Genomic DNA, 23506 nt, shown 5'->3' with positions numbered 1-23506 from the left:
AAGCTTTTTTCAAAAAGCTTCGAAGAACGCCGCCTTTTTGAAAAAAAAGGCGGCACCCAAAAGCTTTTTTATTTTCCAATAAACTTTCAAGACATGGGAAAACCGCACGACATGCGCCACACAATACCCGCTGCCCCCGATGGGGGCGGCCACGCAAGCGCCAGTATCGACCAGCTCTGCATCAACACCATCCGCACCCTGTCGATGGATGGCGTGCAGAAGGCGAATTCCGGCCATCCCGGCACCGCGATGGCGCTCGCACCCTGTGCCTATGCCCTGTGGCGCAATGTCATGAAGTACGACCCCGCCAACCCGCTCTGGCCCAATCGGGACCGTTTTGTGCTGTCCATCGGGCATGCGTCGATGCTGCTCTATTCGCTGATCTATCTGGCAGGCGTGCGTGATGTGCAGGCGGGCAAGGTGACGGATGCGCCATCGCTTACGCTGGGTGATCTGGAGCAGTTCCGCCAGCTTGGCTCAAAAACACCCGGCCACCCGGAATACCGCCATACCGCAGGCGTGGAAACCACAACCGGGCCGCTGGGGCAGGGATGCGGCAATTCGGTGGGCATGGCGATGGCCGAGAAATGGCTGGCCGCGCGCTATAACCGCCCCGGCTTCGACCTGTTCGATTACCACATCTACACACTGTGCGGCGATGGCGACATGATGGAAGGCGTGGCCAGTGAGGCCGCGTCCATTGCAGGCCACCTGAAGCTAGGCAACCTGACATGGATCTATGACAGCAACCGTATTTCCATCGAAGGCTCGACCGATATCGCCTTTACCGAAAACGTGCGCAGGCGCTTCGAGGGCTATGGCTGGCACGTGCTGGAACTGATGGACGCCAATGATACAGGCGATCTTGAACGCCTGCTGGCGGATGCGAAGGCCGAGACTGCGCGGCCCACGCTCATCATCGCCTATTCCATCATCGGCTGGGGCGCGCCGCACAAGGCGGGCACGGCGGCGGCCCACGGCGAGCCGCTGGGTGTGGAAGAAATCCGCGAGACCAAGAAATTCTATGGCTGGCCGGAAGACAGAAGCTTCTACGTGCCCGATGGCGTGCTGGCGCATTTCCAGTCCGGGCTGGGCGCTCGCGGGGCTGCGGCCAGCGCACGGTGGCAGGCGCTGTTGACCGCTTACCGTCAGGCCCATCCCGACCTTGGGGCCGAGGTTACGGCCATCATCAACAGCACGCTGCCGGTCGGGTGGGATGCCAGCATCCCCACCTTTGATGCGGATGCAAAGGGTGTTGCCTCCCGCGCCAGTTCAGGCGCGGTGCTCAATGCGGTCGCACAGCATTATCCCTGGATGATCGGCGGTTCGGCAGACCTGTCGCCATCGACCAAGACGCATCTGACATTCGAAGGCGCGGGCGATTTCCAGCCGCCGCAATGGGGTGGCACCTATGGCGGGCGCAACGTGCATTTCGGTGTGCGCGAACATGCCATGGGGTCGATCTGCAACGGGATCGTGCTGGCGGGTCTTCGCCCGTTCTGCTCTGGCTTCCTGATCTTTTCCGATTACATGAAGCCGCCGATCCGCATGTCGGCGCTAATGAACCTGCCGGTTCTTTATATTTTCACTCATGATTCCATAAGCGTGGGCGAGGACGGCCCCACCCACCAGCCCATCGAGCAACTGGCCCAGCTGCGCGCGACCCCCGGCGTGACCCTGATCCGCCCCGCCGATGCGAACGAGGTGGCGGAAGCCTGGCGGGTCACCATCCCCATGACTGACCGCCCCGCCGTGCTGGTGCTCAGCCGCCAGAACCTGCCAACATTGGACCGCAGCGTTTACGCCCCCGCCACGGGGCTTGCGAAAGGGGCCTATGTCCTGGCCGAATGTGGCGGAAAGCCAGACCTGATCCTGATGGCGACGGGTAGCGAGGTTTCCCTTGTGGTGGCAGCGTATGAAATCCTGAAAAAGGAAGGCGTAAGCGTCCGTGTTGTCTCCATGCCGTCATGGGATCTGTTCGAGGCCCAGCCCGAAGCCTACCGCAACAGCGTGCTGCCGCCCGATGTCACCGCCCGCGTGGCGGTGGAACAGGCATCCGGCATGGGGTGGGCGCGCTATATCGGCCTGACAGGCGAGGCCGTGGTGATGCATTCGTTTGGCGCCTCCGCCCCGACGGAAGCGTTGCAGGAAAAATTCGGCTTTACCGTGGAAGCCGTCCTTGCCGCGGCACGGCGGCAGATCGCGCGCGCCTGAACATATGAAGAGCCGGAAACACAGATCATGAACGAACCTTGCAGCATGACCCTGACCAATCCGTTATGCGAACTGGCCCGCTTTGGCCAGTCGCCGTGGCTGGATTTCATCCAGCGCTCCTTTACCGAAAATGGCAGCCTGAAACGGCTGGTGGATCAGGATGGGCTGAAGGGTGTTACCTCCAATCCCGCCATCTTCCAGAAGGCCATAGGGCAGGGCAGTGAATATGACGCCCGCATCCGGCAGGTGCTGGCCGAACGGACAGTCGACGCGGCAGCCCTGTATGAGATTCTGGCGGTGGAGGATATAAAGGCCGCAGCCAGAGTGCTGTACCCCGTCTATGAAGCCAGCAGGCATATTGACGGGTATGTCAGCCTTGGGGTTTCGCCCCATCTGGCCCACGACGCCATTGGCACGCTGGCCGAGGCACGGCATTTATGGAAACGGGTCGACGCACCCAACCTCATGATCAAGATCCCCGGAACGGAAGCAGGGGGCGAGGCCGTGAGGACTGCGATCGCGGATGGCATGAATGTCAATGTAACGCTGCTGTTCTCGCTTGAAGCATACAAAAAGGTGCTGGATGCCTACATGGCTGGGCTGGAGGCGCGGCATGCGCAGGGGTTGCCGGTATCGGGCATCGCCTCGGTCGCGTCCTTTTTCGTCAGCCGCATTGACGCCCGCATCGATGCATCGATTGACGCACGGGTGGCGGCAGCGGACCCGGATGCAAGGGTGCTGGAAAACCTGCGCGGCAAGGTCGCCATCGCCAATGCCAGGATGGCCTATCAATACTGGCGGGAGGTGACGCAGGGGGCGCGATGGCGGAAGCTGGCGGCCCTTGGCGCGCAGCCCCAGCGCCTGCTCTGGGCCTCGACCGGCACGAAAGACCCGGCTTACAGCGATGTGCTGTATGTCGATGCGCTGATCGGGCCGGAGACGGTCAATACCATTCCACCGTCTACATTCGCAGCCTTTCGCGACCACGGCACGGTGGCCCCGACACTGACACAGGATGTGCCGGGCGCAGCACGGGTGCTGCATGAGGCGGACCGGCTGGGGCTTGATCTGGCCGGGGTGACGGAGGCCCTGCTGCATGAAGGGCTGGGCGCGTTTGAGGAAGCCTTTCATGCCCTGCGCGACAGCATATCCACGAAGATATCAAGCCTGAAGCCACATTGAAAAAATAAAAGTTTTTGGGTGCCGCCTTTTTTCAAAAAGGCGGCGTTCTTCGAAGCTTTTTGGAAAAAAAGCCTCACCAGAAGCTGCTTTTTACTGTAGCCCGGCCCATTGTGAGTGGGCATCCAGCCATTGGCTGATCGCGTCAACCACCCGGTCTTCAATCCCGTAATATCCATGCGGGGTGAGGGAACCACACGCCTTTTTCGACCGGGTGGTGCCGCCTGCAACCATCAGTACATGCACATCCCGACTAGCCGTCATGGCGTCCGCAATCCGCTGGGCGGCCTGTGGCGGTGCGACGTTGCAGCGGTCATCACGGTTGGCGACGACAAGGACCGGCGCGCGTACTGCCTGCGGATCGGCGCTAAAAACTGTCTCCCTGCTGCCCCCCATGACGGAAACGGATTCCGTCAGCACCACACCGGCAATGCTGCCCGCTGGGGCATGTGCTGCGCCATTGACGGCTGCGATGCTGCCCTGGCTCGTGCCCAGCAGGAACACAGGTTCCGGTCCCTGCCGATGCGCAAGGGTGACCAACTGCTCCACAACACGGGCATAGGTCGGGGAACTGCGGTGGCCCCTGAGGTTGGCGCGGTCGATCGTATCGGGAATGAGAACGGCAAAACCCTTCTGATTCCATAGGCCACGCGTGCGTACGACAAAATTGTCGCCGTGTCGGATGCTTCCATTTTTTTCAAGGCCGATATCGCCAGCCCCACCGGGCAGCATGACAATGATCCCCCGGGGGCGGTCGGGCGCGGTAGACAGCACCCGGACTGTTTCTCCCCCATTCAGCGGCAGGTTGAAAAGACGTTCGTTCTGGCTCGGCGCGGCGGTGATGGTGGCCACCTCCTGCCGGGGGTGATCGCGCGTGAACGCCACGGCAGGCAGGAGGGCGAGAAACGACAGTATCGCGATCATGTTCTGCGGGTATTTTCGCATTGGCTTCCTTGGTTGCGAGAGGGGGATTACGGGCGAATGCCGTGAAAAATCTCCGCAACCCAGTCAATGAAAAGGCGCACGCGCGGGGACATCTGCCGGTTGTGCGGATACAGCAGTGCGACGGGAGAGGGGGTTGGTGGAAACGCCGCCAGGATTTCCACCAATGTCCCGGCCCTGATGTCATGCGCCGCGTGATAGCGCGGGATCTGGATGACGCCCAACCCGGCCCGTGCAGCCGAAACATAGCTTTCCGCCGCATTGACGGCCATGTGGAGGGGCAGGGTCATATCACGCTGTTTTCCGTCAATGACGAATTCCAGCGGCAGGATACGGCCCCGCAGGCTGGACTGGAAACCGACCATGTAGTGGCCATCCGCCAGCGCGTCCGGGTGGGTCGGGACGCCATGCGCAGCCAGATAGGCCGGGGCGGCCAGGGTCACTTCCTCCAGCATGCCCAGTTGCCGGGCCACCATCTCGCTATCCTTGAGTTCACCCACCCGCAGCACGCAGTCCATGCCTTCGCGAACGGGATCGACCAGACGGTCGCCCTCGCTCATATGCAGTTCGATATCCGGATAGGCTGCAAAGAACGCGGGCAGGGCCGGGAGCAGGAAATGGCGCGCGAGCGTGCCATGCACATCGACCCGCAACGTGCCTTTGGGCCGGACTGTGCCGAATGCCGCCTCGGCATCCTCGATATCGGCCACGATATGCCGGCAGCGGCGGTAATAGGTTTCGCCTTCCGGCGTCGGGCTGACCTGGCGTGTCGTGCGGTGCAGCAGGCGCACGCCAAGCCGGGCCTCCAGCGCCTTGATGACATCGGTCGCGGTTGAACGCGGCAGGTTCATGTCTTCTGCCGCCTGCGTAAAGCTTTCGCGGTCCACGATGCGCATGAACAGGCGCATGACATCCAGCCGGTCCATGGACTGTTCCCTTTTTCCGAATGGCCTGTCCGGATTATGCGGGATTATCCGACGGCCGAAAAGGGGCAGGGTTCCCTCCATGGTCCAGATGGCCACTGACAGAAGGAAAATGGATATGACACAGAACAGGAAAGTCGCGATCGTCACCGGCGCGTCACGCGGGATCGGTGCGGCCATCGCCACGCGACTGGCAAAGGATGGTCTGGCGGTCGTCATCAATTACGCGGGCAACGCCACGCAGGCGGACGAACTTGCAGGGCAGATCCGTAAGGCTGGCGGCGAAGCCCTGCCGGTCAGGGCCGATGTGTCCGACCCGGCTGCCGTGGCCGCGCTGTTTGACGCGGCGGAAAAAGCCTTCGGCGGGGTCGATGTGCTGGTCAACAATGCCGGGATCATGACGCTGGGCCGGATTGCCGATGTGGATGATGCGGCCTTTACGCGACAGGTGGACATCAATTTCCGCGGCACGTTCAACACGCTGCGCGAGGCCGGGAAGAGGCTTCGGCACGGCGGGCGCATCGTCAATCTTTCGACCAGTGTCGTGGGGCTGAAATTCGAAAATTATGGCGTCTATGCCGCTACAAAAGCGGCGGTTGAAACCCTGACGGCGATCATGGCCAAGGAACTGCGTGGCCGGAACACCACGGTCAACGCGGTCGCACCGGGGCCGACCGGAACCGCGCTGTTCCTGGATGGCAAAAGCCCCGAACTGATCGAAAAACTGTCGAAGATGAACCCGCTGGAACGCTTGGGCACGCCAGACGACATTGCGGCGGCCGTGGCCTTCCTTGTGGGTCCCGATGGCGCGTGGATCAATGGCCAGACCCTACGCGCCAATGGCGGCATGGTCTGAGGCGCTCATGGAAGGGAAACGGAGCATGGGCAAGCAGGTTATCCTGATTACCGGGGCGTCGAGCGGGTTTGGCGCCATGACCGCACGGGCGCTCGCCACCGCGGGGCATTGTGTCTATGCCGGTATTCTGGACCCCATGGGTAGGGGGAAGGCGGCGGTGGAGGATGCCGCCCGGTTTGCAAGCGACTGGAAGGTGGACCTGCGGACCGTCGAACTCGATGTGCTTCAGGACACACAGGTCGGGGCGGCAGTCAACCGGATCATCGCGGAGCAGGGCCGGATTGACGTGGTGATCCATAATGCGGGCCATATGTGTTTTGGCCCGGCGGAAGCGTTCACGCCGGAGCAGCTGGCGGGCCTGTATGACGTCAATGTCCTGTCCACCCAGCGCCTCAATCGCGCGGCCCTGCCGCATATGCGCAAAAGGGGGCAGGGGCTGGTCGTGTGGGTCTCGTCATCGAGTGCGCGGGGCGGCACGCCGCCTTTCCTCGGCCCCTATTTCGCGGCGAAGGCGGCGATGGATGCGCTGGCGATTTCCTACGCCGGTGAACTGACCCGCTGGGGGATCGAGACGACCATCATCGTGCCGGGCGCCTTTACCAAGGGAACCAACCATTTCCGTGATGCTGGTGCCCCAGCCGACCAGGCCGTGGCGCGGGCCTATATGGATGGCCCTTACAAAGGTGTGGAAGAAAAGGCGCTTGCGGGGCTTGCGGCGCTGGAACCAGCCGATGCCGACCCGCAGAGCGTGGCCAGGGCGATCGAGGCGGTTGTGGATGCGCCACGTGGCAGCCGCCCGTTCCGGGTGCATGTCGATCCGGCACAGGACGGGGCGGAAATCGTCAACGGCGTGGCCGACAGGATGCGGGCCGAACTGCTGCGGCGCATCGGCCTTGGGGATCTGCTGCATGTAGCCGCGCCGACATGAACAGCGTGTCTCCTGACGCTGGGGATGTGAAGCAACGTCGTTACAGCTTTGCAAAGGCGCGTCTGGCATTCTTCACCGACAGTCTTGCCCTGATATTTACCGGCTATCCGGTATATGGGCCTGACGGCAGCGCACGACTTTCCTGCTACCGGACATGGCATGGTGGATGCCGCCTTTTTGAAAAAAGGCAGCGTTTTTTAAAGATTTTTGGAAAAGCTGCACCAAAAACGTATTCTGTTTATTAAATAATGCGCTGACTTTCCAAACAGTATTTTATGCGCCGGAATGCCATCCATCCTTGCGCAAGGGATATGATGGCACGCGCTGACCTGTTCTGCTGTGACAGGATCATGCAGATGGTATTTTCATTCACGTAGATGGGTACATGTATGTTGCAGGTATTTAAAATGATGCTGCCCCTAAATATTTTGTGATGGAAAATTCCTGCATGCGCATGATTGTTACAAACCGTCATGCGGGCGATATGGACGATGTAAGCCAATATGATGGAAAACAGGCAAGAATGGCGTGGTTGTGATTCCATCACAATTTAAACTATAAAGCCTAATGTAAGCACGCGAATACAGTAATAATTATACTGTATGGGATAAATAACATATCACGTTTTCTTGATTTGTCTTAAGGGCGCTTATCGGCGATCGAAAAGATAGATTTTTTTTGCAACAAAAAAATCGTTTAAGGATATAAGTGCTTAATGCACCATATAAATCATTAGGACTGCATGGATGTTCAGCTTACTGACCATCTATTTGTTGTAAAAATATAATATGTATCTGCGTCATACGTATTTTGTCTAAGTAAATTAGTCATATGTATTATGGCGTGTGTTTATTCATGGAATAATGCCGTGCTCCAATTGTTTGAAACGATAGCGGATTCCAATATGCCCCTTCTTATTTCTGCTCTGATCGTCTGCATCGCCGGGTCATGGATTACTGTACGTATCATGGCGCGTATCGCTGCAACGCCGGGACGGCAGAACCATTCATGGTACCTGCAATGCGCGGCGGCCGGTGCGACAACCATATGGTGCACCCATTTTCTGGCCTTGCTGGCTTACATGCCCGGCGTTGCCGGATTGCTGAACATTCCACTCACCCTGTTTTCGTTCGCCGTTGCGGCCGGGGGCGTGCTGTCGGCAACCGTCATCGCGACCACCAGCAAAAGCCGGATGGGACCGGCCATGGGGGGCGCCGTGCTGGGGCTGGCTATTGCTGGCATGCATTATTCGGGCATGTATGCAGTAGATTTTGGCGAACATATGGCATGGAGCGTGCCAACAATCGCATTGTCCCTGCTGCTGGGCATGGTTTTTGGTACCCTGTCGCTTCAGTGCCTGCTGCGCAGCGGGAACCGGCACCGCGAACTTCTGGCCACGGTCCTGTTTGTCGCGGCCATTGCCGGGCTGCATTTTGTCGGTGTGTCGGCCATGCGCACGACCATGCTGTCTGCCGACCTTACATCCGGTGGCAATGCGCCGGTCGTGCTTGGGGTGGCGCTGGCCATCACGACCCTTCTGCTTGTCGCCACGGGGGGCAACAGCTTTTCAATCGATGATGCCACGCGCGCGGAATCCTATGAACGCATGCGGCAGATGGCCCTGCACGACGCCCTGACGTCGCTGCCCAACCGTGTCAGCTTCAACGATCATCTGGACCAGGTGATCGAGGATGCCAAAAAGGACGCAACGCAGTTTGCCCTGATTGGCATTGACCTTAATAAATTCAAGGAAATCAATGATGTGCGAGGGCATGCCGCAGGGGATGCCGTTCTGGTCACCATTGCCAATAGGTTTACCGAAATGCTGGGTAAGGGGGAATTCGTGGCCCGTCTGGGTGGTGATGAATTCGCGGCGGTTCACCTGACCAGCAATCCCGATGAACTGGCAGCCTTTGTCGCCCGGATCGAGGAAGCCATCAACCTGCCCATCCCGATCGATGATTACGCCGTCACCACTGGCGGGAGCGTGGGCCTGGCGCTGTTCCCGAAGGATGCGACCGACAAGGAAACACTCGTGACGCGCGCGGATCTTGCGATGTACCGCGCCAAGGCGGACCCGGTGCGCACTGTCGCCTATTATGAACCCTCCATGGATGAAACGGTCCGGGAGGCACGCGCGCTTGCGGCCGATCTCAGGGCTGCAATGGAAAAGGGCGAACTGTCCCTGCATTATCAGGTGCAGACGGCCATAGCGACAGGCGAGATCTTTGGCTACGAAGCGCTGCTGCGCTGGAACCACCCCGAACGCGGCGAGGTCCCCCCCGCCCAGTTCATTCCCGTGGCGGAAGAAAACGGCCTGATCATTCCACTGGGTGAATGGGTGCTGCAGACCGCCTGCGCGCAGGCGGCGCACTGGGACCCGGCCTATAAACTGGCGGTAAACCTGTCGCCGGTGCAGTTCTTTCACCCCGACCTGTCCCGTCTGGTTCAGGAAACGCTGGAAAGCACCGGGCTGGCGCCGGCCCGGCTGGAACTGGAATTAACGGAAACTTCAATTATTGATGACAAGCAACGTGCATTGGAAATCGTACGCAGGATCAAGGAGCTGGGCGTTTCGATTGCACTGGATGATTTCGGGACGGGTTATTCATCCATTGATACACTGCGGTCCTTCCCATTTGACCGGATCAAGCTTGATGGCAGTTTCATGAAGGGGATCGAAACCAATTCGGATGCCGCGGCCATTGTCCGCTCGGTCCTTGCCCTTGGCCGCACCATGAACATTTCCGTGCTGGCGGAAGGGATTGAAACGCCACGACAGCTTGAAGTCCTGCGGGGTGAAGGCTGTGTGGCGGGACAGGGCTTTCTGCTGGGGCGCCCGGCCCGCCCTGAAACACTGGGGCTGCAACCAGCCTGACCCATGATCCCGTTTTACCGTCCGGTGCAGACCAACGCATCGTAGCTGTCCAATTGTGAACTGGCCCATCATCATGAATGAACTTCTTGTTTCCCCATCGTCCCGGAAACCCGCCCTGTCAGGGGATGCGGCACTGGCCCTGCTCCATGACGCGACCGAAGCCATTGTTGTCATCAATGACAGGAATGACATCATTTTTTTCAACACCGGGGCGGAAAAGCTGTGGGGATATACGCAGGACGAGGTTCTTGGCCATAACGTCAGGATGCTTGTCCCGGATTTTGTCCGGAATGAACATGATGGGCACATTGCCCGCAACCGTGAAACGGATGTCAACACCATCATCGGCACATCGCGGGAAGTCATATTCGAAAACAGGCATGGCGATTACATCACTGGCGAACTGACCCTGTCATCAAGCCCCGTTGGCCCGAAGGGCGCGAAATATTATCTGGCGTCGATCAAGGCCGTAACGGAGGAAAACCACCGCAAGAAACTGCTGGACCTGCAGAATACGGTCTTTCAGTCCCTTTCGACCGAAATGCAGATCCAGGATGTCGCTGACCTTGTCTGCCGCGAGGTTGAAAACTTCGTTCCCAATACGGTTGCCATTCTGGTCCTGATCGGTGAAGGCCACCGCCTGCATGTTCTCTCCGGTCCCGGCCTGCCGCGACGTTATGCCGCGGCGCTGGAGAACGTGACCCTGTCCGACGCGGATATCATGGCCCTATCCAACGACCTGGATGAAGCCGCGACGGTGGTATGGGACAGCTATAAATCGCTTGGGGTGTCGCTGGGCCTCCATCATTGCTGGGCGTCCGCCATCAAGGCCGGAAACGGGAGGATATCGGGAATATTCGCCCTGTTTTCACGCAACCTGAACAAAACCAGCGACTGGCCGCAGAAAGTCGTGGCGGGCTGCGTTTCCTTCTGCAGCGTGCTGATCGAACAGTATGATGCGCGGCACCATATCTCCCAACTGGCGAATTATGATCCCCTGACGGGTTTCCTTAACCGGACCGCGATTCATAAAGTCCTGAAAACGCTGGTCGGCAAGCCGGGCGATAACCATTTTGCCGTGCTGATGCTCAACCTGGACCGTTTTCGCGACATTAACGATGCGCTGGGACATACCAACGGGGATGACTTCCTGAAGGCGGTGGCCACACGGATCAAAAGCCTGTGTCGCAGCCATTATATCCTCAGCCGGGCAGGCGGGGATGAGTTCGTTATCATCCTGCCTGATACAAAGGCCGCCAATGCAACGGCATTTGCCGAAACGCTGATTACGGGCATGGAAGAACCCATCGAAATCGGGGGCAATTTCCTTGTGGCCTCGGTCAGCGTGGGGATCAGCATGTTCCCCGAAAACGGGCCGGACAGTGAATCCCTGATCGGCCATGCCGAAGCCGCGATGCGTCTAGCCAAGAAGGAAGCGCGGGGCACGTACCGTGTCGCGACGCCGGAAGATCATGCCGCGGCGCAGGACCGTCTTGTCCTTGGGTCCGCCCTGCGTGAATCCCTGGCCAAGGGATTGCTGAACCTGCATTACCAGCCACAGATCAAGGCGAAAACAGGGGACCTGTATGGTGTGGAGGCCCTGTCACGGTGGCATCATCCGCATCTGGGCAATATCTTCCCGTCACGCTTCATTGCGGTGGCGGAAGATACCGGGCAGATCGAGGCGATCGGTGCATGGTGCCTGGAAGAAGCCTGCCGCCAGATTGTCGCATGGGACCGTGATGGCGTCATGATCCCGGCGGTATCCGTCAATCTGTCCGCAGGTCATTTTCGCAAGCGCCAGTTGCCGGAAATGATTTCCAACCTGCTGACGCGGTTCGGTATCGCGCCGACACGGTTGACGGTGGAAATAACCGAAAGCGTCATGATGGATGAAAACAAGGATACGATGGATGTGCTGCATGCCATCCGTGCCCTTGATGTCGGCCTGTCCATGGATGATTTTGGCACCGGCTATTCATCCCTGTCGCGCCTGACCCGCCTGCCGCTTACGGAAATCAAGATTGATCGCAGCTTCATCATGAATCTGGAGCATGACGCGAATGCGCAGGCCGTGACGACCGCCGTTATCGGGATCGGTAACCGCCTGGGCATGACGGTTGTGACCGAAGGGGTTGAAACGGAAGCGCAGTACGAACTGCTGGAAAGCCTGCATTGTGATGTCATGCAGGGCTACCTGTTCGCCAAGCCCATGGCGCCCAAGGATCTTGAAGCGTGGTTCAGGCAGCCACGCAAAATCATGCCGGCGATGCGCAAGGCGCTGGCCAAGAAACAGGTATCCGGTCAGCCGAAAGCAAAATAAATTATATGGTGGAAAACAAGAAAGGTTTCTGGATGCCGCTTTTTCTCAAAAAAGCGGCGTTCTTTGAAGCTTTTTGAAAAAAGCTTCACCAAAAACTTCTATCAGACAGCTTCCTGTGCGGAAATTGATGGCTGTTTACTGATGAATGGGGGCATTGATGGGCGCGGATTCGATGCGATCCGCGCGGTAGGGAAGCAGAACCCATGCCTGCTTCCCTTAGGGACCACCCGCGGGTTCAGGCTGTCAGGCGGGGTATAGCTGTCGCAGCCATGTCGTTCTTTATGATGGCATAGGGGCCACCAGCCAGAATTTCGATGCAGAGCAGGCGCATGGCGGCCGCATGATGCGCACCCAGGTGCAGGGGTGACTGGCCATCTGTCCATCGGCAGGGGGCGTTGTGCGGTGCGCATACGCCATCGTGCCAGCCTGTCGGGATGTCCTGTGCAAGATGCGTTGTGATGGCACGGATGGCATTGCCTTCAAACAGTTTGATGTCCTTGACCAGGACACCCAGTTGGCGACGGTCGTCCACATAAGGACCGATCATATCCGATGGGCGACTGGCACGGGACATGATGCGCACGTCCTGCACGCCGGGGGGAATCATGAAAAAGACAAAGCCGTTGGCCGCGCGTATCTGCCGGATGACGGTATTGGTTTCCGTCAGCAGGTAAAGGGCGGGATCGTCGCTCAGGGCAGGGGCGCCTGACACGTTTTCATATCCTGCCGCAATGGCGCGCGCCTCAATCTGGCGGAAAATGGGTTCAGCAAAATCCTGGCTGATGCCAAGGGGCGCTGCGGCATCCTGTGCCCAGTCACAGGTCTTTCCACCGATGCGGATGACATTGCCATCCTGCTGGAATGCACGGCGGTTTCCGGTATCAAGATAGCTTTCGGTCAGCATGCCATCGGCCATGATGACGGAATGTTCTTCTGTTTCTATGTGATGGTAATCATAGGAACGGATCGAGTGGTCGTAGAAGATCGACCGCCCGTTGACCAGCATGCGGGCGGGGATGAACCGACCGTCAAAAAACAGGCAGTGTTCGGCGGTAATCAGCATGTCCTTGCAGGGTACGCCATCGGCAATGGCGTTCTGCAGGATCCGCACGGGGTATCCCGCTTCGTCATCAGGCAGGTCCATGCGCACGGTTGCCCGCGCCCTGCCCGCCCATGTGACCCTGCGTGGAATCATCTGGCCGTCCACCAACGCCAGGACTTCGTCATTTTCCCGGATATCTTCCACCGCAACCGCGCCAGAGGGGGTGGAAATCATCGAACCGGGCAGGAAACAGACCAGAACGCCTGTATCGCCCGTGCTGTTGACGGGGGTGGTGCTGATATACAGGTTCCCGTCGCTGGTTGACTGGAACAGGTTGTGCTGGGTCGCGTAATCGTAAAAATCACCCTGGACCTGAATGGTCTGGCCGGTGGTCGTAACGATATTGGTGCTGTCGCCGGACTGCGATACGGAAGCAATGGCGGTCGCATTCGGAATTTCTATGGTCGCGCCCGGCTGGTCAAACCCGGTGATGCTGGGGAATTCCAGAATGGATACATTGGACCCCGGCGTGATGACCAGTGTTCCACCACCCGTGCCGAAATTGACCGTTGACCCCCCCAGCGCGGCGATGGCATCGGCCCCCTGCACCTGGTTGATCATCAGGGTGCCGCCATTTTCGATATTATAGGTGGTGCCGGACAGGGCCGAGATGGCATCTTCGCCCGCCAGGGTGACAGTTCCCCCGTTCGCGGTAATCGTGGTGCCGGTCAGGGCGGATACAAGGGACCCGTCGGTTCCGGTCAGTGTTACATGCGCCCCGTCTTCCGACGTGACGGAATAGGGGCTTAGCAGACCGATGACGGTCGGGGCGAAGGAAAGGGTCGCATTGACATTGCTTCCTTCAAATGTGGCGCTACCGCCGCCTACCCCTGCGATCCCCGCTACCCACGCTACCGGAGTGAGAACATAATCACCGCTGCTATCGACGGTATTTCCATAGCCATAAAGAATGGTTGTATCGGCCATTTTTATTTATCCTTGTTTGATTTATATATTGGTTTTGAAATTACGATAACGGATTTTTATTTTAATAAATAACATGGCGGGCACCTTTTTTCTGGAACGGTTCAGGCAGGGACGTTCATAAAATCCGAATTCGCAGTCTATTTTATAAAAATGATCAATCCGTAAACGGACGACGTGGCATCGCGATGACGGAAACAGGCCGCCTGTCCGTGAAAAAAGGGTCAGATCCTGTGTTGGACATGTGCCGGTGGCGCCGGGTCCATGGCGTTCAGGCGCGTGCGCCGGCCTGCTGTTGTTCCGCAATGGTACGGATCCTGCGGTGCAGGGTGGACCGGCTGACACCCAGCATGCGCGCGGCGACCGCAACCTTGCCGCGTGCGCTGGCCAGCGCGGTATGGATGGCCATGGTCTGGGCCTCGCGCAATGGCGCGGCCGGGGCGGGGATGGCCGTATCATCCAGCAGGCACATATTTACATCCTGCGTGGGGGGAAGGCCCATCTGCGCGCGTGCGGCATGGGTTGCGCCCACCACGTGCCGGTCGCGATCCAGGGCGACCAGCGGGACGGACGCGCCCACCGCATTGCCCAGCAGCATGATGGCGTGGCCCCGGTACCGGTCCATGAAGCAGGCCTGTTCGATCTGGTGCGCCGCCTGCAACAGGTTGGACGCGATCAGCACGCCCAGACTGCCATCAGGCGTGGGATGGAACGAACTGGCGTTCAGCGCGCCCGCCATCCGGCCCGATGCATCATAAACAGGCGTGGCAATGCCCGCCAGCCCATGCAGGCCACTGCGCCAGTGCTGGTTGCGGTGCACGCTTATGCTGCGGTGTTCGGCAAGGCATGTCCCGATGCCGTTTGTCCCGGCATGACGTTCGTCCCAGACCGCGCCGGGCCAGAAATGCCACCGGCGGCAGCCGCGCCGGAGGGTGCTGGCCGCCTGATGCGTCAGCACGATCCCATCCATGTCCGACAGCATGACGGTATAGCCCACCGGGGCCAGGGCCGCGTGCAGCCGTTCCATTTCCGGCCCGGCAAAATACAGCAGCCGTCCCATGCGCAGGCATGACTGCCGCAGCTCCGCGCCCGACAGCACCTCCGGCAGGGGGGCTGCCGCCGGGTCAAGGCCGTATTCATGCCGGCAGCGCTGCCATGAAGCCTCAAGCCCCGTCCGGGCCATGGCGGGGAAGGCGGGGTCAGGACGCAAGAAGCCGGGACCATGCAGCATGCTGTTTCTTTGCGTTCGGTGTTTCAGGGATGCTGGTGGATAAACACCTGCCTGAGTGTCGCGGTTTCGCGACACTTCGTACGCTCCGCGTCACATGGGCGTGAAGGGGCCGTGATGCGTCCTTGCCCGCAATGGCGCAATGCGTGTGTGCTGCACGCAGCCCGGCGGCATGCACAGGCGCAGTGCCGCGGGACCAGGAAAGACAGGGGAAACAACCATGCAAATAGCGCGTGAAACGCTGCTGCGCTCCTACCGGGCGATGCGCACCATCCGCATGTTTGAAGAGCGCCTGCATGTTGAATTTGCCACGGGGGAAATCCCCGGTTTCGTACATCTGTATTGTGGTGAGGAAGCGTCCGCCGTGGGCGTATGCGCCAACCTGACGGATAACGACACCATAGCCAGCACCCATCGCGGCCATGGTCACTGCATTGCCAAGGGCGTGGGTGTGGCGGGCATGATGGCCGAAATCTATGGCCGCAGCACCGGCGTATGCCGTGGCAAGGGCGGGTCGATGCATATTGCCGACCTGGCATGCGGCATGCTGGGGGCAAACGGGATCGTGGGGGGCGGGCCGCCGCTGATCTGCGGGGCGGCGCTGTCGCACAAGACCCTGCGTGACGGCGGGGTGGCGGTGGCGTTCTATGGCGACGGGGCATCGAACGAGGGATCGACACTCGAAAGCCTCAACCTTGCCTCCGTATGGAACCTGCCCGCCGTGTTCGTGGTGGAGGACAATGGTTATGGCGAGGCCACCGGCGCATCCTATGCCTGTGCCGGCACCCAGCAGGCGCGGGCGGCGGGTTTTGGCATGCCCTATATCGAATGTGACGGGTCGGATTACTTCGCCGTCCACCAGGCGGCGGGCGAGGCGATCGCCCATGCGCGTGAAGGCAGGGGGCCGGTCATGCTGCATGTCCACCTGGCGCGCTGGTACGGGCATTTTGAAGGTGACGCCATGACCTACCGCGCGGCGGATGAAGTGGCCAATGCCCGGCGCGACCATGACTGCCTGAAGCTGTTCCGCACCCGCGTGACGGAAGCGGGGCTGTTTGAAGGCAGCGAACTCGATGAGGTCGATGCCGCCGTCGCGGACGAGATCGAGGCCGCCGTGGTGCAGGCCAAGGATGACCCGCTGCCCCAGTCCGCCGACCTGCTGGCGGATGTGTATGTCCGTTACTGACCCGTATCCCCCAACGCACGGAAGACATGAACCATGAGCAAGAAAAGCTTTCGGCAGGCGATCAATGAAGCCCTGCGGCAGGAAATGCGCCGCGATCCCACCGTTATCCTGATGGGCGAGGATGTCGCGGGCGGCCGTGGCGGATCGGCCGGCATAAAGGACGCATGGGGCGGTGTGCTGGGCGTGACCAAGGGGTTGCTGGAGGAATTTGGCGACACCCGCGTGCTGGACACCCCCATTACCGAGGCATCGTATATCGGGGCCGCCGCGGGTGCCGCGGTGACCGGGCTGCGGCCGGTGGCGGAACTGATGTTTGTCGATTTCGTCGGCTGCTGCCTTGACCAGATCATGAACCAGGCGGCCAAGTTCCGCTACATGTTTGGCGGCAAGGCGCGGACCCCGCTGGTGATCCGCGCCATGTTCGGCGCGGGCTTCAATGCCGCCGCCCAGCACAGTCAGGCACTGTATCCGCTGTTTACGCATATTCCCGGCCTGAAGGTGGTCATCCCGTCCTCGCCCTATGAGGCCAAGGGCCTGCTGATTTCGGCCATACGCGATGATGATCCCGTCATCTTCCTTGAAAACAAGGTGATGTATGATGAGGAGGAGGACGTGCCCGATGAACCCTATGCCATCCCGTTTGGCGAAGCCAACCTGACGCGGGAGGGGCGCGATGTCACCATCGTCGCCTTTGGCCGCATGGTGGGACTTGCCAACCAGGCGGCTGACCGGCTGGAAAAGAAGGGCATAAGCTGCACGGTCATCGACCCGCGCACGACCTCGCCACTTGATCGCGACACCATCCTGGAATGCGTGGCCGATACGGGGCGGCTGGTGATTGTTGATGAATCCAGCCCACGGTGCAACATGGCCACCGATATCGCGGCCATCGTGGCGGAAGAGGCATTCGATACCCTGCGCGCGCCCATCCGTCGCGTGGTGCCGCCGCATACGCCGGTTCCCTTCGCCACGGTTCTGGAAACGCTCTACCTGCCCAGCGTGGACAGGATCGAGGCCGCCGTGACCGCCACCATGGCCCACCGCGTAGTGGAGAAAGTCTGACATGACCCATGACATAACCCCCATCACCATGCCCAAATTCGGGCTGGCCATGACCGAAGGCAAGATTGCCGGGTGGATGGTCGAGCCGGGCGCGGCCATAAAAACCGGCGACGAATTGGTTGATATCGAAACCAGCAAGATCACCAATGCCTTTGAAAGCCCCGTCACCGGCACGTTGCGGCGACAGGTCGCAGGGAACGGTGAAATGCTGCCCGTGGGCGCGCTGATTGGCGTGGTGGCGGACCCGGCGGTGCCTGATACGGATATTGACGCCTTCATTACCCGTTTCCAGGCTGACTTTGCCGCATCATCCGATGCGCAGTCGGACAGCGCGCCGGTTGATGAACCGGTCATGATGACGGTGGGCGACCACACCCTGCGCGTGCATGAACGCGGGGAGGGCGATGGCACGCCTCTGCTGCTGATCCACGGGTTTGGCGGTGACCTGAAAAACTGGATGCTCAATCACGCCGCCCTTGCGCACGGGCGGCGTGTCATAGCCTTCGACCTGCCGGGACATGGCGAATCGTCAAAGGATGTCGGGCCGGGCACGCTGGCGTTCTTTGCCGATGTGACGGCGCAGCTTCTGGCGCAGCTCAAGATCAGGCAGGCGCATGTCATGGGGCATTCGCTGGGCGGTGGCATTGCGCTGACCCTGGCGCATACGGCGCCGCACAGCGTGGCCTCGCTGGTGCTGGTGGCGCCCGCCGGGCTTGGGCCGCAGATCAACATGACCTTCATCAACGGCTTTATCGAAGCCGATCGCGTGCGCGCGGTGCAGGACGTGCTGAAATACCTGGTGCATGACAAATCGCTGATCGGGCGGCGCATGTCCGATGACGTGCTGCGCTACAAACGGCTGGATGGGGTGCAGGCCGCCCTGCGCACGGTGGCGGATGCCTGTTTCCCGGGCGGGCATCAGGGCGATGACCTGCGTCCCGTACTGGCGGCGGTGGGTGTTCCGGTCACGGTGATATGGGGCCGGGAGGATGAAATCCTGCCCGTGACACAGGCTGATGGCCTGTCCACTTCTGTCGAACGGCACATCCTGCCTGATATCGGGCATATGCCGCAGCTTGAATGCGCGGATAAGGTCAACGGAATGGTGGAAGACTTCATGAAATCAAAAGTTGTCGCCACGTAAATACAAAGGGCGTTTCACGATGGCATGCAGGTTTTGGCCTGCATGGCCACTTCCGGTCAGGCGGCTGTTTTGAAACAGCCCATGGAGAAAGAAATAAAAGTTTTTGGGCGTCGCCTTTTTTTTTAAAGGCGGCGTGCCTTTGGATATTTTATCGAATGATCCGCCCCAGGGCATCCCTGTGGGGGGCTGGGTCTTTCATGGAAGTAAGGAAACGGCCCTTCACACAGGGAACAGTTTCATATTTGGAATAATCGCGGATATTGTTCCTGCGTCATCCGTAATATTGTGTAATACATCGGGATGACGGAAAATTTTCTGTGATTGCAGGTCACCAGAAGGTGTCCCACCCATGCTTGCCATGCCATCCCCGATGTGTATTCACTTGGGGCATAACAAAGCGGCAAAGCAAGAACAGCCGGACTGGAAAGCCAGTTACGGCATGGGAATAATAATAATGTTTGTCGGAATTGATCTGGGCACGTCCGCCCTCAAGGCCGTTCTGGTCGATAGCCATCAGCATGTCATAGGCAGCCATTCCAGTCCGCTGCGTGTCAGCTCCCCACACCCGGGCTGGAATGAACAGGCGCCACAGGACTGGTGGACGGCCCTGCTGGGAACCATGGACGCGCTGGTTGCGGCCCATCCGGGGGAAATGGCGCAGGTCACGGGCATTGGCCTGTCTGGCCAGCAGCATGGCGCGGTCCTGCTGGGGCGGGATGGTGGCGTGCTGCGTCCGTGTATCCTGTGGAATGACGTGCGCGCGGTGGCGCAATGCGCGGAATTCGAGCACAGGTTTCCCAAAAGCCGTGAAATATGCGGCAATATCGCCATGTCGGGCTTTACCGCGCCCAAGCTGCTCTGGGTGGCGGAACATGAGCCGGAGGTCTTTGCCGCGACCCGCCATGTCCTGCTGCCCAAGGCATGGCTGCGTTACCGCATGACCGGCGACATGATCGAGGATATGTCGGATGCCTCGGGATCTTTGTGGCTGGATGTGGGCCAGCGCCGCTGGTCCGATGACGCGCTGGCGGCAACCGACCTGCGGCGTGACAATATGCCGGCACTGGTGGAAGGCACGGCGCCCGCGGGCGTACTGGATGCGGCCATCGCCCGGCGCTGGGGCATGAAGACGCGCCCGGTCCTGGCAGGGGGCGCGGGAGATAACGCAGCGGGTGCGGTAGGGCTGGGCGCGGTCAGGGCCGGGTCATCCTTCCTGTCGCTGGGCACGTCGGGCGTGTTGTGGGTAACAACCGACCGTTTCCGGCCGCATCCACAGGGCGGGATCCATGCGTTCTGCCATGCCGTGCCTGATACATGGCACCAGATGGGGGTGACACTGTCGGCCGCATCCTCGCTGGCGTGGTGGGCGCGCACCACCGGCATGGCGGAACGCGACCTGCTGGCGGAACTGCCCGCGCGCGTGACGCGGCCATCGCCTGTTGTCTTCCTGCCCTACCTGTCGGGTGAGCGGACACCCCATAATGACGGGCATGTCCGTGGCATGTTTGCCGGCCTGTCCCACAATACCACGCGCGCGGACATGACGCAGGCCGTTTTGGAAGGGGTCGCCTTTTCCTTCCGCGACGTGGTGGACGTGCTGGCGGATGCCGGTTCCATCGTGACGCAGGCGGATGTGATCGGTGGCGGGTCCAACAGCCGCACATGGGTCTCCATCCTGTCCAGCGTCACGGGCCTGTCGCTGCACCGGCTGGCGCATGGGGAACAGGGGGGCGCATTCGGCGCCGCCCGCCTAGCCCGCATTGCCGTGACGGGGGAGGCGGTGGAGGCCGTCTGCCTGCCGCAGCAGCGCGAGGAAACGCTGGTTCCCGATCCCGAACTGGCCCATGCCTACGCCGCGCCATTGGCGTTCTACCGCAGGCTCTATCCCGCCCTTCGTTCCGCAATGGACGCGCAGCCCGCCTGAAGAATGGGCGCGCTACCGTGCCCGTGGCATGTCCCGGTCGGGTAAAAGGCTGTTATAGGCCTATAACGACCATGCCGCCCATATCGGGCATGAACAGGGGAAAGCAGAGAGCATTATGAAGACAGGTTTATTTCACAAGGCATTATATCCCGCATGTGCGGCGGCCATGCTGGGGCTGCTGGCCCCCGTGGCGGCGATTGCCCGCGACAGCGTGGATCATGGCGCGGCACCGTCGGGTGATATCAGCGTTGTCGCGCGCTTTTACGACATGCAGCCATCGGGCATCGCAACCCTGCCCGACGGGCGTATCGTGCTGGCCTTCCCGCGCAGTGCCGCCGACCATAAGGGACCGCGCCTGGGCGTGCTGGAGAAAGGCAGGGCCGTTCCCTTTCCCGATGAGGCAACGCAGGCGCGTTTCGTCTCCCCCCTTGGCATGACGGTGGATGCAACCGGCCGGCTGTGGATCGTGGATGAAGGCATCGTGGCCGGGCAGACCACACCGGCCGCCCCGGCGCTGATCGGGCTGGACGGGCATACCGGGCGGATCGTGGCGACCATACCGCTGGGCGCTGGCGCCACGCGGCCTGACAGCCATGTCAATGACGTGCGTGTGGACATGACGCATGGCGCGCAGGGCACGGCCTATGTCAGCGATACCTCGCTTATGGACCATCCGGCGATCATCGTGGTCGACATTGCCAGCGGGCGGGCGCGGCGCGTGCTGGAAAACTCGCCTTCGACCCGTGCGGAACCGGGTTTCGCCATGGAACTGGACGGGCAGATGCTGCGTTATGACATGGCGCACCCGGCCATGGGACAGGGGGGCATTGATGGCGTGACGCTGAGCACGGATTCAAGCCGCCTGTACTGGCAACCCCTGTCCAGCCGCAGGCTGTACAGCGCCCCCACGGCCCTGCTGGCCGATCCTGCCGTCAAGCCCGCGCAACTGGAACGCGCCGTGCGCGACGAGGGGGAAGACGCGGTGGTCGATGGCATGGCGACCGGCCCGGACAATACCCTGTACCTGACGGACATCGAACGTCACGCCGTGCTGCGTCGCACGGCGGATGGCCACCTGTCCGTTGTCGCGCATGACCCGCGCCTGATCGCCCCGGATGGACTGACCCTGAAGGACGGCGCCCTGTGGCTGACGGTCGGCCAGTGGGGGCGGCTGCCCGTATTCCATGACGGCCACGACATGGAAGAGCGGCCATGGCTGGTGGTGCGCATTCCCCTGAAATAAGCCTGAAGGGCAAGCTGGAAAGAACGCATAATAATGGCGCATGACAGGCAGACGGCCCCCGGAACCGGTATCGTGAACCTGATTGCGGGGGTGGCCGCAACGGGTGGGTTGCTGTTCGGTTACGATACCGGCATCATTTCCGCAGCCCTGCTGCAGATCACCACCGATTTCACCCTCGGCACGCTGGGGCAGCAGGTCGTGACATCCGCCATCGTGGCCGGGGCGCTGGGGGGCTGCCTTATGGCGGCCCCGTTGTCGGACCGGCTGGGGCGGCGTTACATGATCATGTTCGCGGCCCTTGTGTTCATTGTCGGCACGCTGGTCGCATCGCTGGCGCCCGGGGTGGGAATACTGGTCTGCGCGCGGTTCATTCTCGGGCTGGCGGTGGGCATGTGCTCGCAGATCGTGCCGGTCTATATCGCGGAAATCGCCCCGCGTGAAAAACGCGGGCAGATGGTGGTCCTGTTCCAGCTTGCGGTCGTGTGCGGCATCCTTGTTTCCTTCATTGCGGGGTATCTGTGCCGGCACCAGTCATGGCGGCTGATGTTCGGGCTGGGCATCGTGCCCGCCATCATCCTGTTTGTCGGCATGTCGGTCCTGCCACGCAGTCCGCGCTGGCTGGCCATGAAGGGAAACCTTGAAAGCGCGTTCGAGGTGCTGCAACGCCTGCGGCGTGACCCCCAGGCCGCGCGGGCCGAACTGGATTCCATTGTCGCGATGCATGACGAGCAGGCCCCATGGTCCGCATTGCTGCAGCCATGGGTGCGCCCGGCGGTGATTGCATCGGTCGGGGTGGCGCTGTTCTGCCAGATTACCGGCATCAACGCGGTGCTATATTATGCACCGACCATTTTCGCAGGTGTCGGCTTCGGGCAGTCATCCGCTCTGTTGACCTCGATCGCCATCGGGGTCGCCATGGTGCTGTCCACCGCATTTGGCAGTTGGGCGGTGGATGCATGGGGGCGGCGCAGGCTGCTGTTGCGGCTTATTCCCGGTGCGGTTGTCTCCCTCATGGTGCTGGGGACGATGTTCGCCATCGGGTCGACCCACGGCATCAATACATGGATAACGGCGGCGGCGGTGGTCTGTTATGCCATATTCAATGTGGGCAGCCTGTCTGTCGCCATATGGCTGGTGGGGGCGGAGGTCTATCCCCTGTCGTGCCGCAGCAAGGGCATGAGCCTAGTCGCGGCGACGCACTGGACGGCGGACCTGCTGATTTCCCTGACCACGCTGTCGCTGGTGCAGGCGCTGGGGGCGGCGGGCACGTTCTGGATGTATGCCGCGATCAATCTGCTCGCCTTTGCTTTTGTCTGGCGTTACGTGCCCGAAACGCGCGGGCGGTCGCTGGAAGAAATTGAAACGGCGCTGAAGGCGGGTACGTTCAATACCCTGACCTGAGTAAATGGAAGCAAATGTTTCTGGATGCCGCCCTTTTTCAGAAAGGCGG

General features: G+C 60.7%; 17 protein-coding genes. 13 read left to right on the top strand and 4 right to left on the bottom strand.

All coding sequences use genetic code 11. The annotated features are described in order from the left end of the window. Window positions 1-111: 111 nt before the first annotated feature. Window positions 112-2214 (top strand): transketolase, encoded by a 2103-nt coding sequence (tkt, locus tag CFR76_RS12095; RefSeq protein ID WP_110557262.1) that lies wholly within the window; start codon window positions 112-114, stop codon window positions 2212-2214. Window positions 2215-2241: 27 nt separating this feature from the next. Further along, window positions 2242-3396 carry a transaldolase gene (gene tal, locus CFR76_RS12090; protein ID WP_110557261.1) on the top strand — a complete coding sequence of 385 codons (1155 nt, stop codon included), beginning with the start codon at window positions 2242-2244 and terminating at the stop codon, window positions 3394-3396. 90 nt (window positions 3397-3486) lie between these two features. On the opposite strand, the gene CFR76_RS12085 is transcribed toward tal, so the two are convergent. Both CFR76_RS12085 and CFR76_RS12080 read right to left on the bottom strand, forming a co-directional pair. Beyond that, window positions 3487-4338 carry an alpha/beta hydrolase gene (locus tag CFR76_RS12085; protein WP_244191917.1) on the bottom strand — a complete coding sequence of 284 codons (852 nt, stop codon included), beginning with the start codon at window positions 4336-4338 and terminating at the stop codon, window positions 3487-3489. Between the two features lie 26 nt (window positions 4339-4364). Next, a complete protein-coding gene (locus CFR76_RS12080) occupies window positions 4365-5261 on the bottom strand; it encodes a LysR family transcriptional regulator (protein ID WP_110557260.1) in 897 nt (298 codons plus the stop codon). A 115-nt stretch (window positions 5262-5376) separates the two neighbouring features. Between CFR76_RS12080 and CFR76_RS12075 the strand changes: the two genes are divergently transcribed. The 5 genes from CFR76_RS12075 to CFR76_RS12060 all read left to right on the top strand — a co-directional run bounded on the left by CFR76_RS12075 (window position 5377) and on the right by CFR76_RS12060 (window position 12243). Then, window positions 5377-6114 carry an SDR family oxidoreductase gene (locus CFR76_RS12075; RefSeq protein WP_110557280.1) on the top strand — a complete coding sequence of 246 codons (738 nt, stop codon included), beginning with the start codon at window positions 5377-5379 and terminating at the stop codon, window positions 6112-6114. A gap of 25 nt (window positions 6115-6139) precedes the next feature. Then, the gene (locus tag CFR76_RS12070) at window positions 6140-7042 is read left to right on the top strand and encodes an SDR family oxidoreductase (RefSeq protein ID WP_110557259.1); all 903 of its coding nucleotides are present in this window, start codon (window positions 6140-6142) and stop codon (window positions 7040-7042) included. Beyond that, window positions 7039-7287: a hypothetical protein gene (locus tag CFR76_RS17760; RefSeq protein ID WP_146222672.1), complete on the top strand. Its 249-nt coding sequence runs from the start codon at window positions 7039-7041 to the stop codon at window positions 7285-7287. Before CFR76_RS12070 ends, CFR76_RS17760 begins: the two co-directional genes overlap by 4 nt. Window positions 7288-8009: 722 nt before the next feature. Further along, a complete protein-coding gene (locus CFR76_RS12065; RefSeq protein ID WP_244191916.1) occupies window positions 8010-9920 on the top strand; it encodes a putative bifunctional diguanylate cyclase/phosphodiesterase in 1911 nt (636 codons plus the stop codon). A 73-nt stretch (window positions 9921-9993) separates the two neighbouring features. Continuing rightward, on the top strand, window positions 9994-12243 hold the full coding sequence (locus CFR76_RS12060) for an EAL domain-containing protein (RefSeq protein WP_244191915.1): 2250 nt from the start codon (window positions 9994-9996) through the stop codon (window positions 12241-12243). A 235-nt stretch (window positions 12244-12478) separates the two neighbouring features. On the opposite strand, the gene CFR76_RS12055 is transcribed toward CFR76_RS12060, so the two are convergent. Continuing rightward, entirely contained in the window at window positions 12479-14272 is a 1794-nt protein-coding gene (locus tag CFR76_RS12055; RefSeq protein ID WP_110557257.1) for a Hint domain-containing protein, read from the bottom strand. Window positions 14273-14540: 268 nt separating this feature from the next. Next, window positions 14541-15500: a helix-turn-helix domain-containing protein gene (locus tag CFR76_RS12050; RefSeq protein WP_110557256.1), complete on the bottom strand. Its 960-nt coding sequence runs from the start codon at window positions 15498-15500 to the stop codon at window positions 14541-14543. Between the two features lie 217 nt (window positions 15501-15717). Here CFR76_RS12050 and CFR76_RS12045 point away from each other — a divergent pair, with 217 nt between their 5' ends. The 6 genes from CFR76_RS12045 to CFR76_RS12020 all read left to right on the top strand — a co-directional run bounded on the left by CFR76_RS12045 (window position 15718) and on the right by CFR76_RS12020 (window position 23457). Then, window positions 15718-16683 carry a thiamine pyrophosphate-dependent dehydrogenase E1 component subunit alpha gene (locus tag CFR76_RS12045; protein WP_110557255.1) on the top strand — a complete coding sequence of 322 codons (966 nt, stop codon included), beginning with the start codon at window positions 15718-15720 and terminating at the stop codon, window positions 16681-16683. 33 nt (window positions 16684-16716) lie between these two features. Continuing rightward, window positions 16717-17745: an alpha-ketoacid dehydrogenase subunit beta gene (locus CFR76_RS12040; protein WP_025437817.1), complete on the top strand. Its 1029-nt coding sequence runs from the start codon at window positions 16717-16719 to the stop codon at window positions 17743-17745. A gap of 1 nt (window position 17746) precedes the next feature. Continuing rightward, window positions 17747-18889 carry an acetoin dehydrogenase dihydrolipoyllysine-residue acetyltransferase subunit gene (locus CFR76_RS12035; RefSeq protein ID WP_110557254.1) on the top strand — a complete coding sequence of 381 codons (1143 nt, stop codon included), beginning with the start codon at window positions 17747-17749 and terminating at the stop codon, window positions 18887-18889. A 454-nt stretch (window positions 18890-19343) separates the two neighbouring features. Next, on the top strand, window positions 19344-20813 hold the full coding sequence (gene xylB, locus CFR76_RS12030; protein ID WP_110557253.1) for a xylulokinase: 1470 nt from the start codon (window positions 19344-19346) through the stop codon (window positions 20811-20813). A 115-nt stretch (window positions 20814-20928) separates the two neighbouring features. Continuing rightward, the gene (locus tag CFR76_RS12025; RefSeq protein WP_110557252.1) at window positions 20929-22056 is read left to right on the top strand and encodes an L-dopachrome tautomerase-related protein; all 1128 of its coding nucleotides are present in this window, start codon (window positions 20929-20931) and stop codon (window positions 22054-22056) included. A gap of 33 nt (window positions 22057-22089) precedes the next feature. Then, window positions 22090-23457, top strand: coding sequence for a sugar porter family MFS transporter (locus tag CFR76_RS12020; RefSeq protein ID WP_110557251.1), 1368 nt, complete (start codon window positions 22090-22092; stop codon window positions 23455-23457). Window positions 23458-23506: the final 49 nt, after the last annotated feature.

The sequence above is a fragment of the Komagataeibacter swingsii genome (assembly GCF_003207895.1).
Taxonomy (GTDB): domain Bacteria; phylum Pseudomonadota; class Alphaproteobacteria; order Acetobacterales; family Acetobacteraceae; genus Komagataeibacter; species Komagataeibacter swingsii.
Note: the sequence above shows the minus strand (reverse complement) of the source record. Positions and strands in the feature narration are given on the sequence as shown.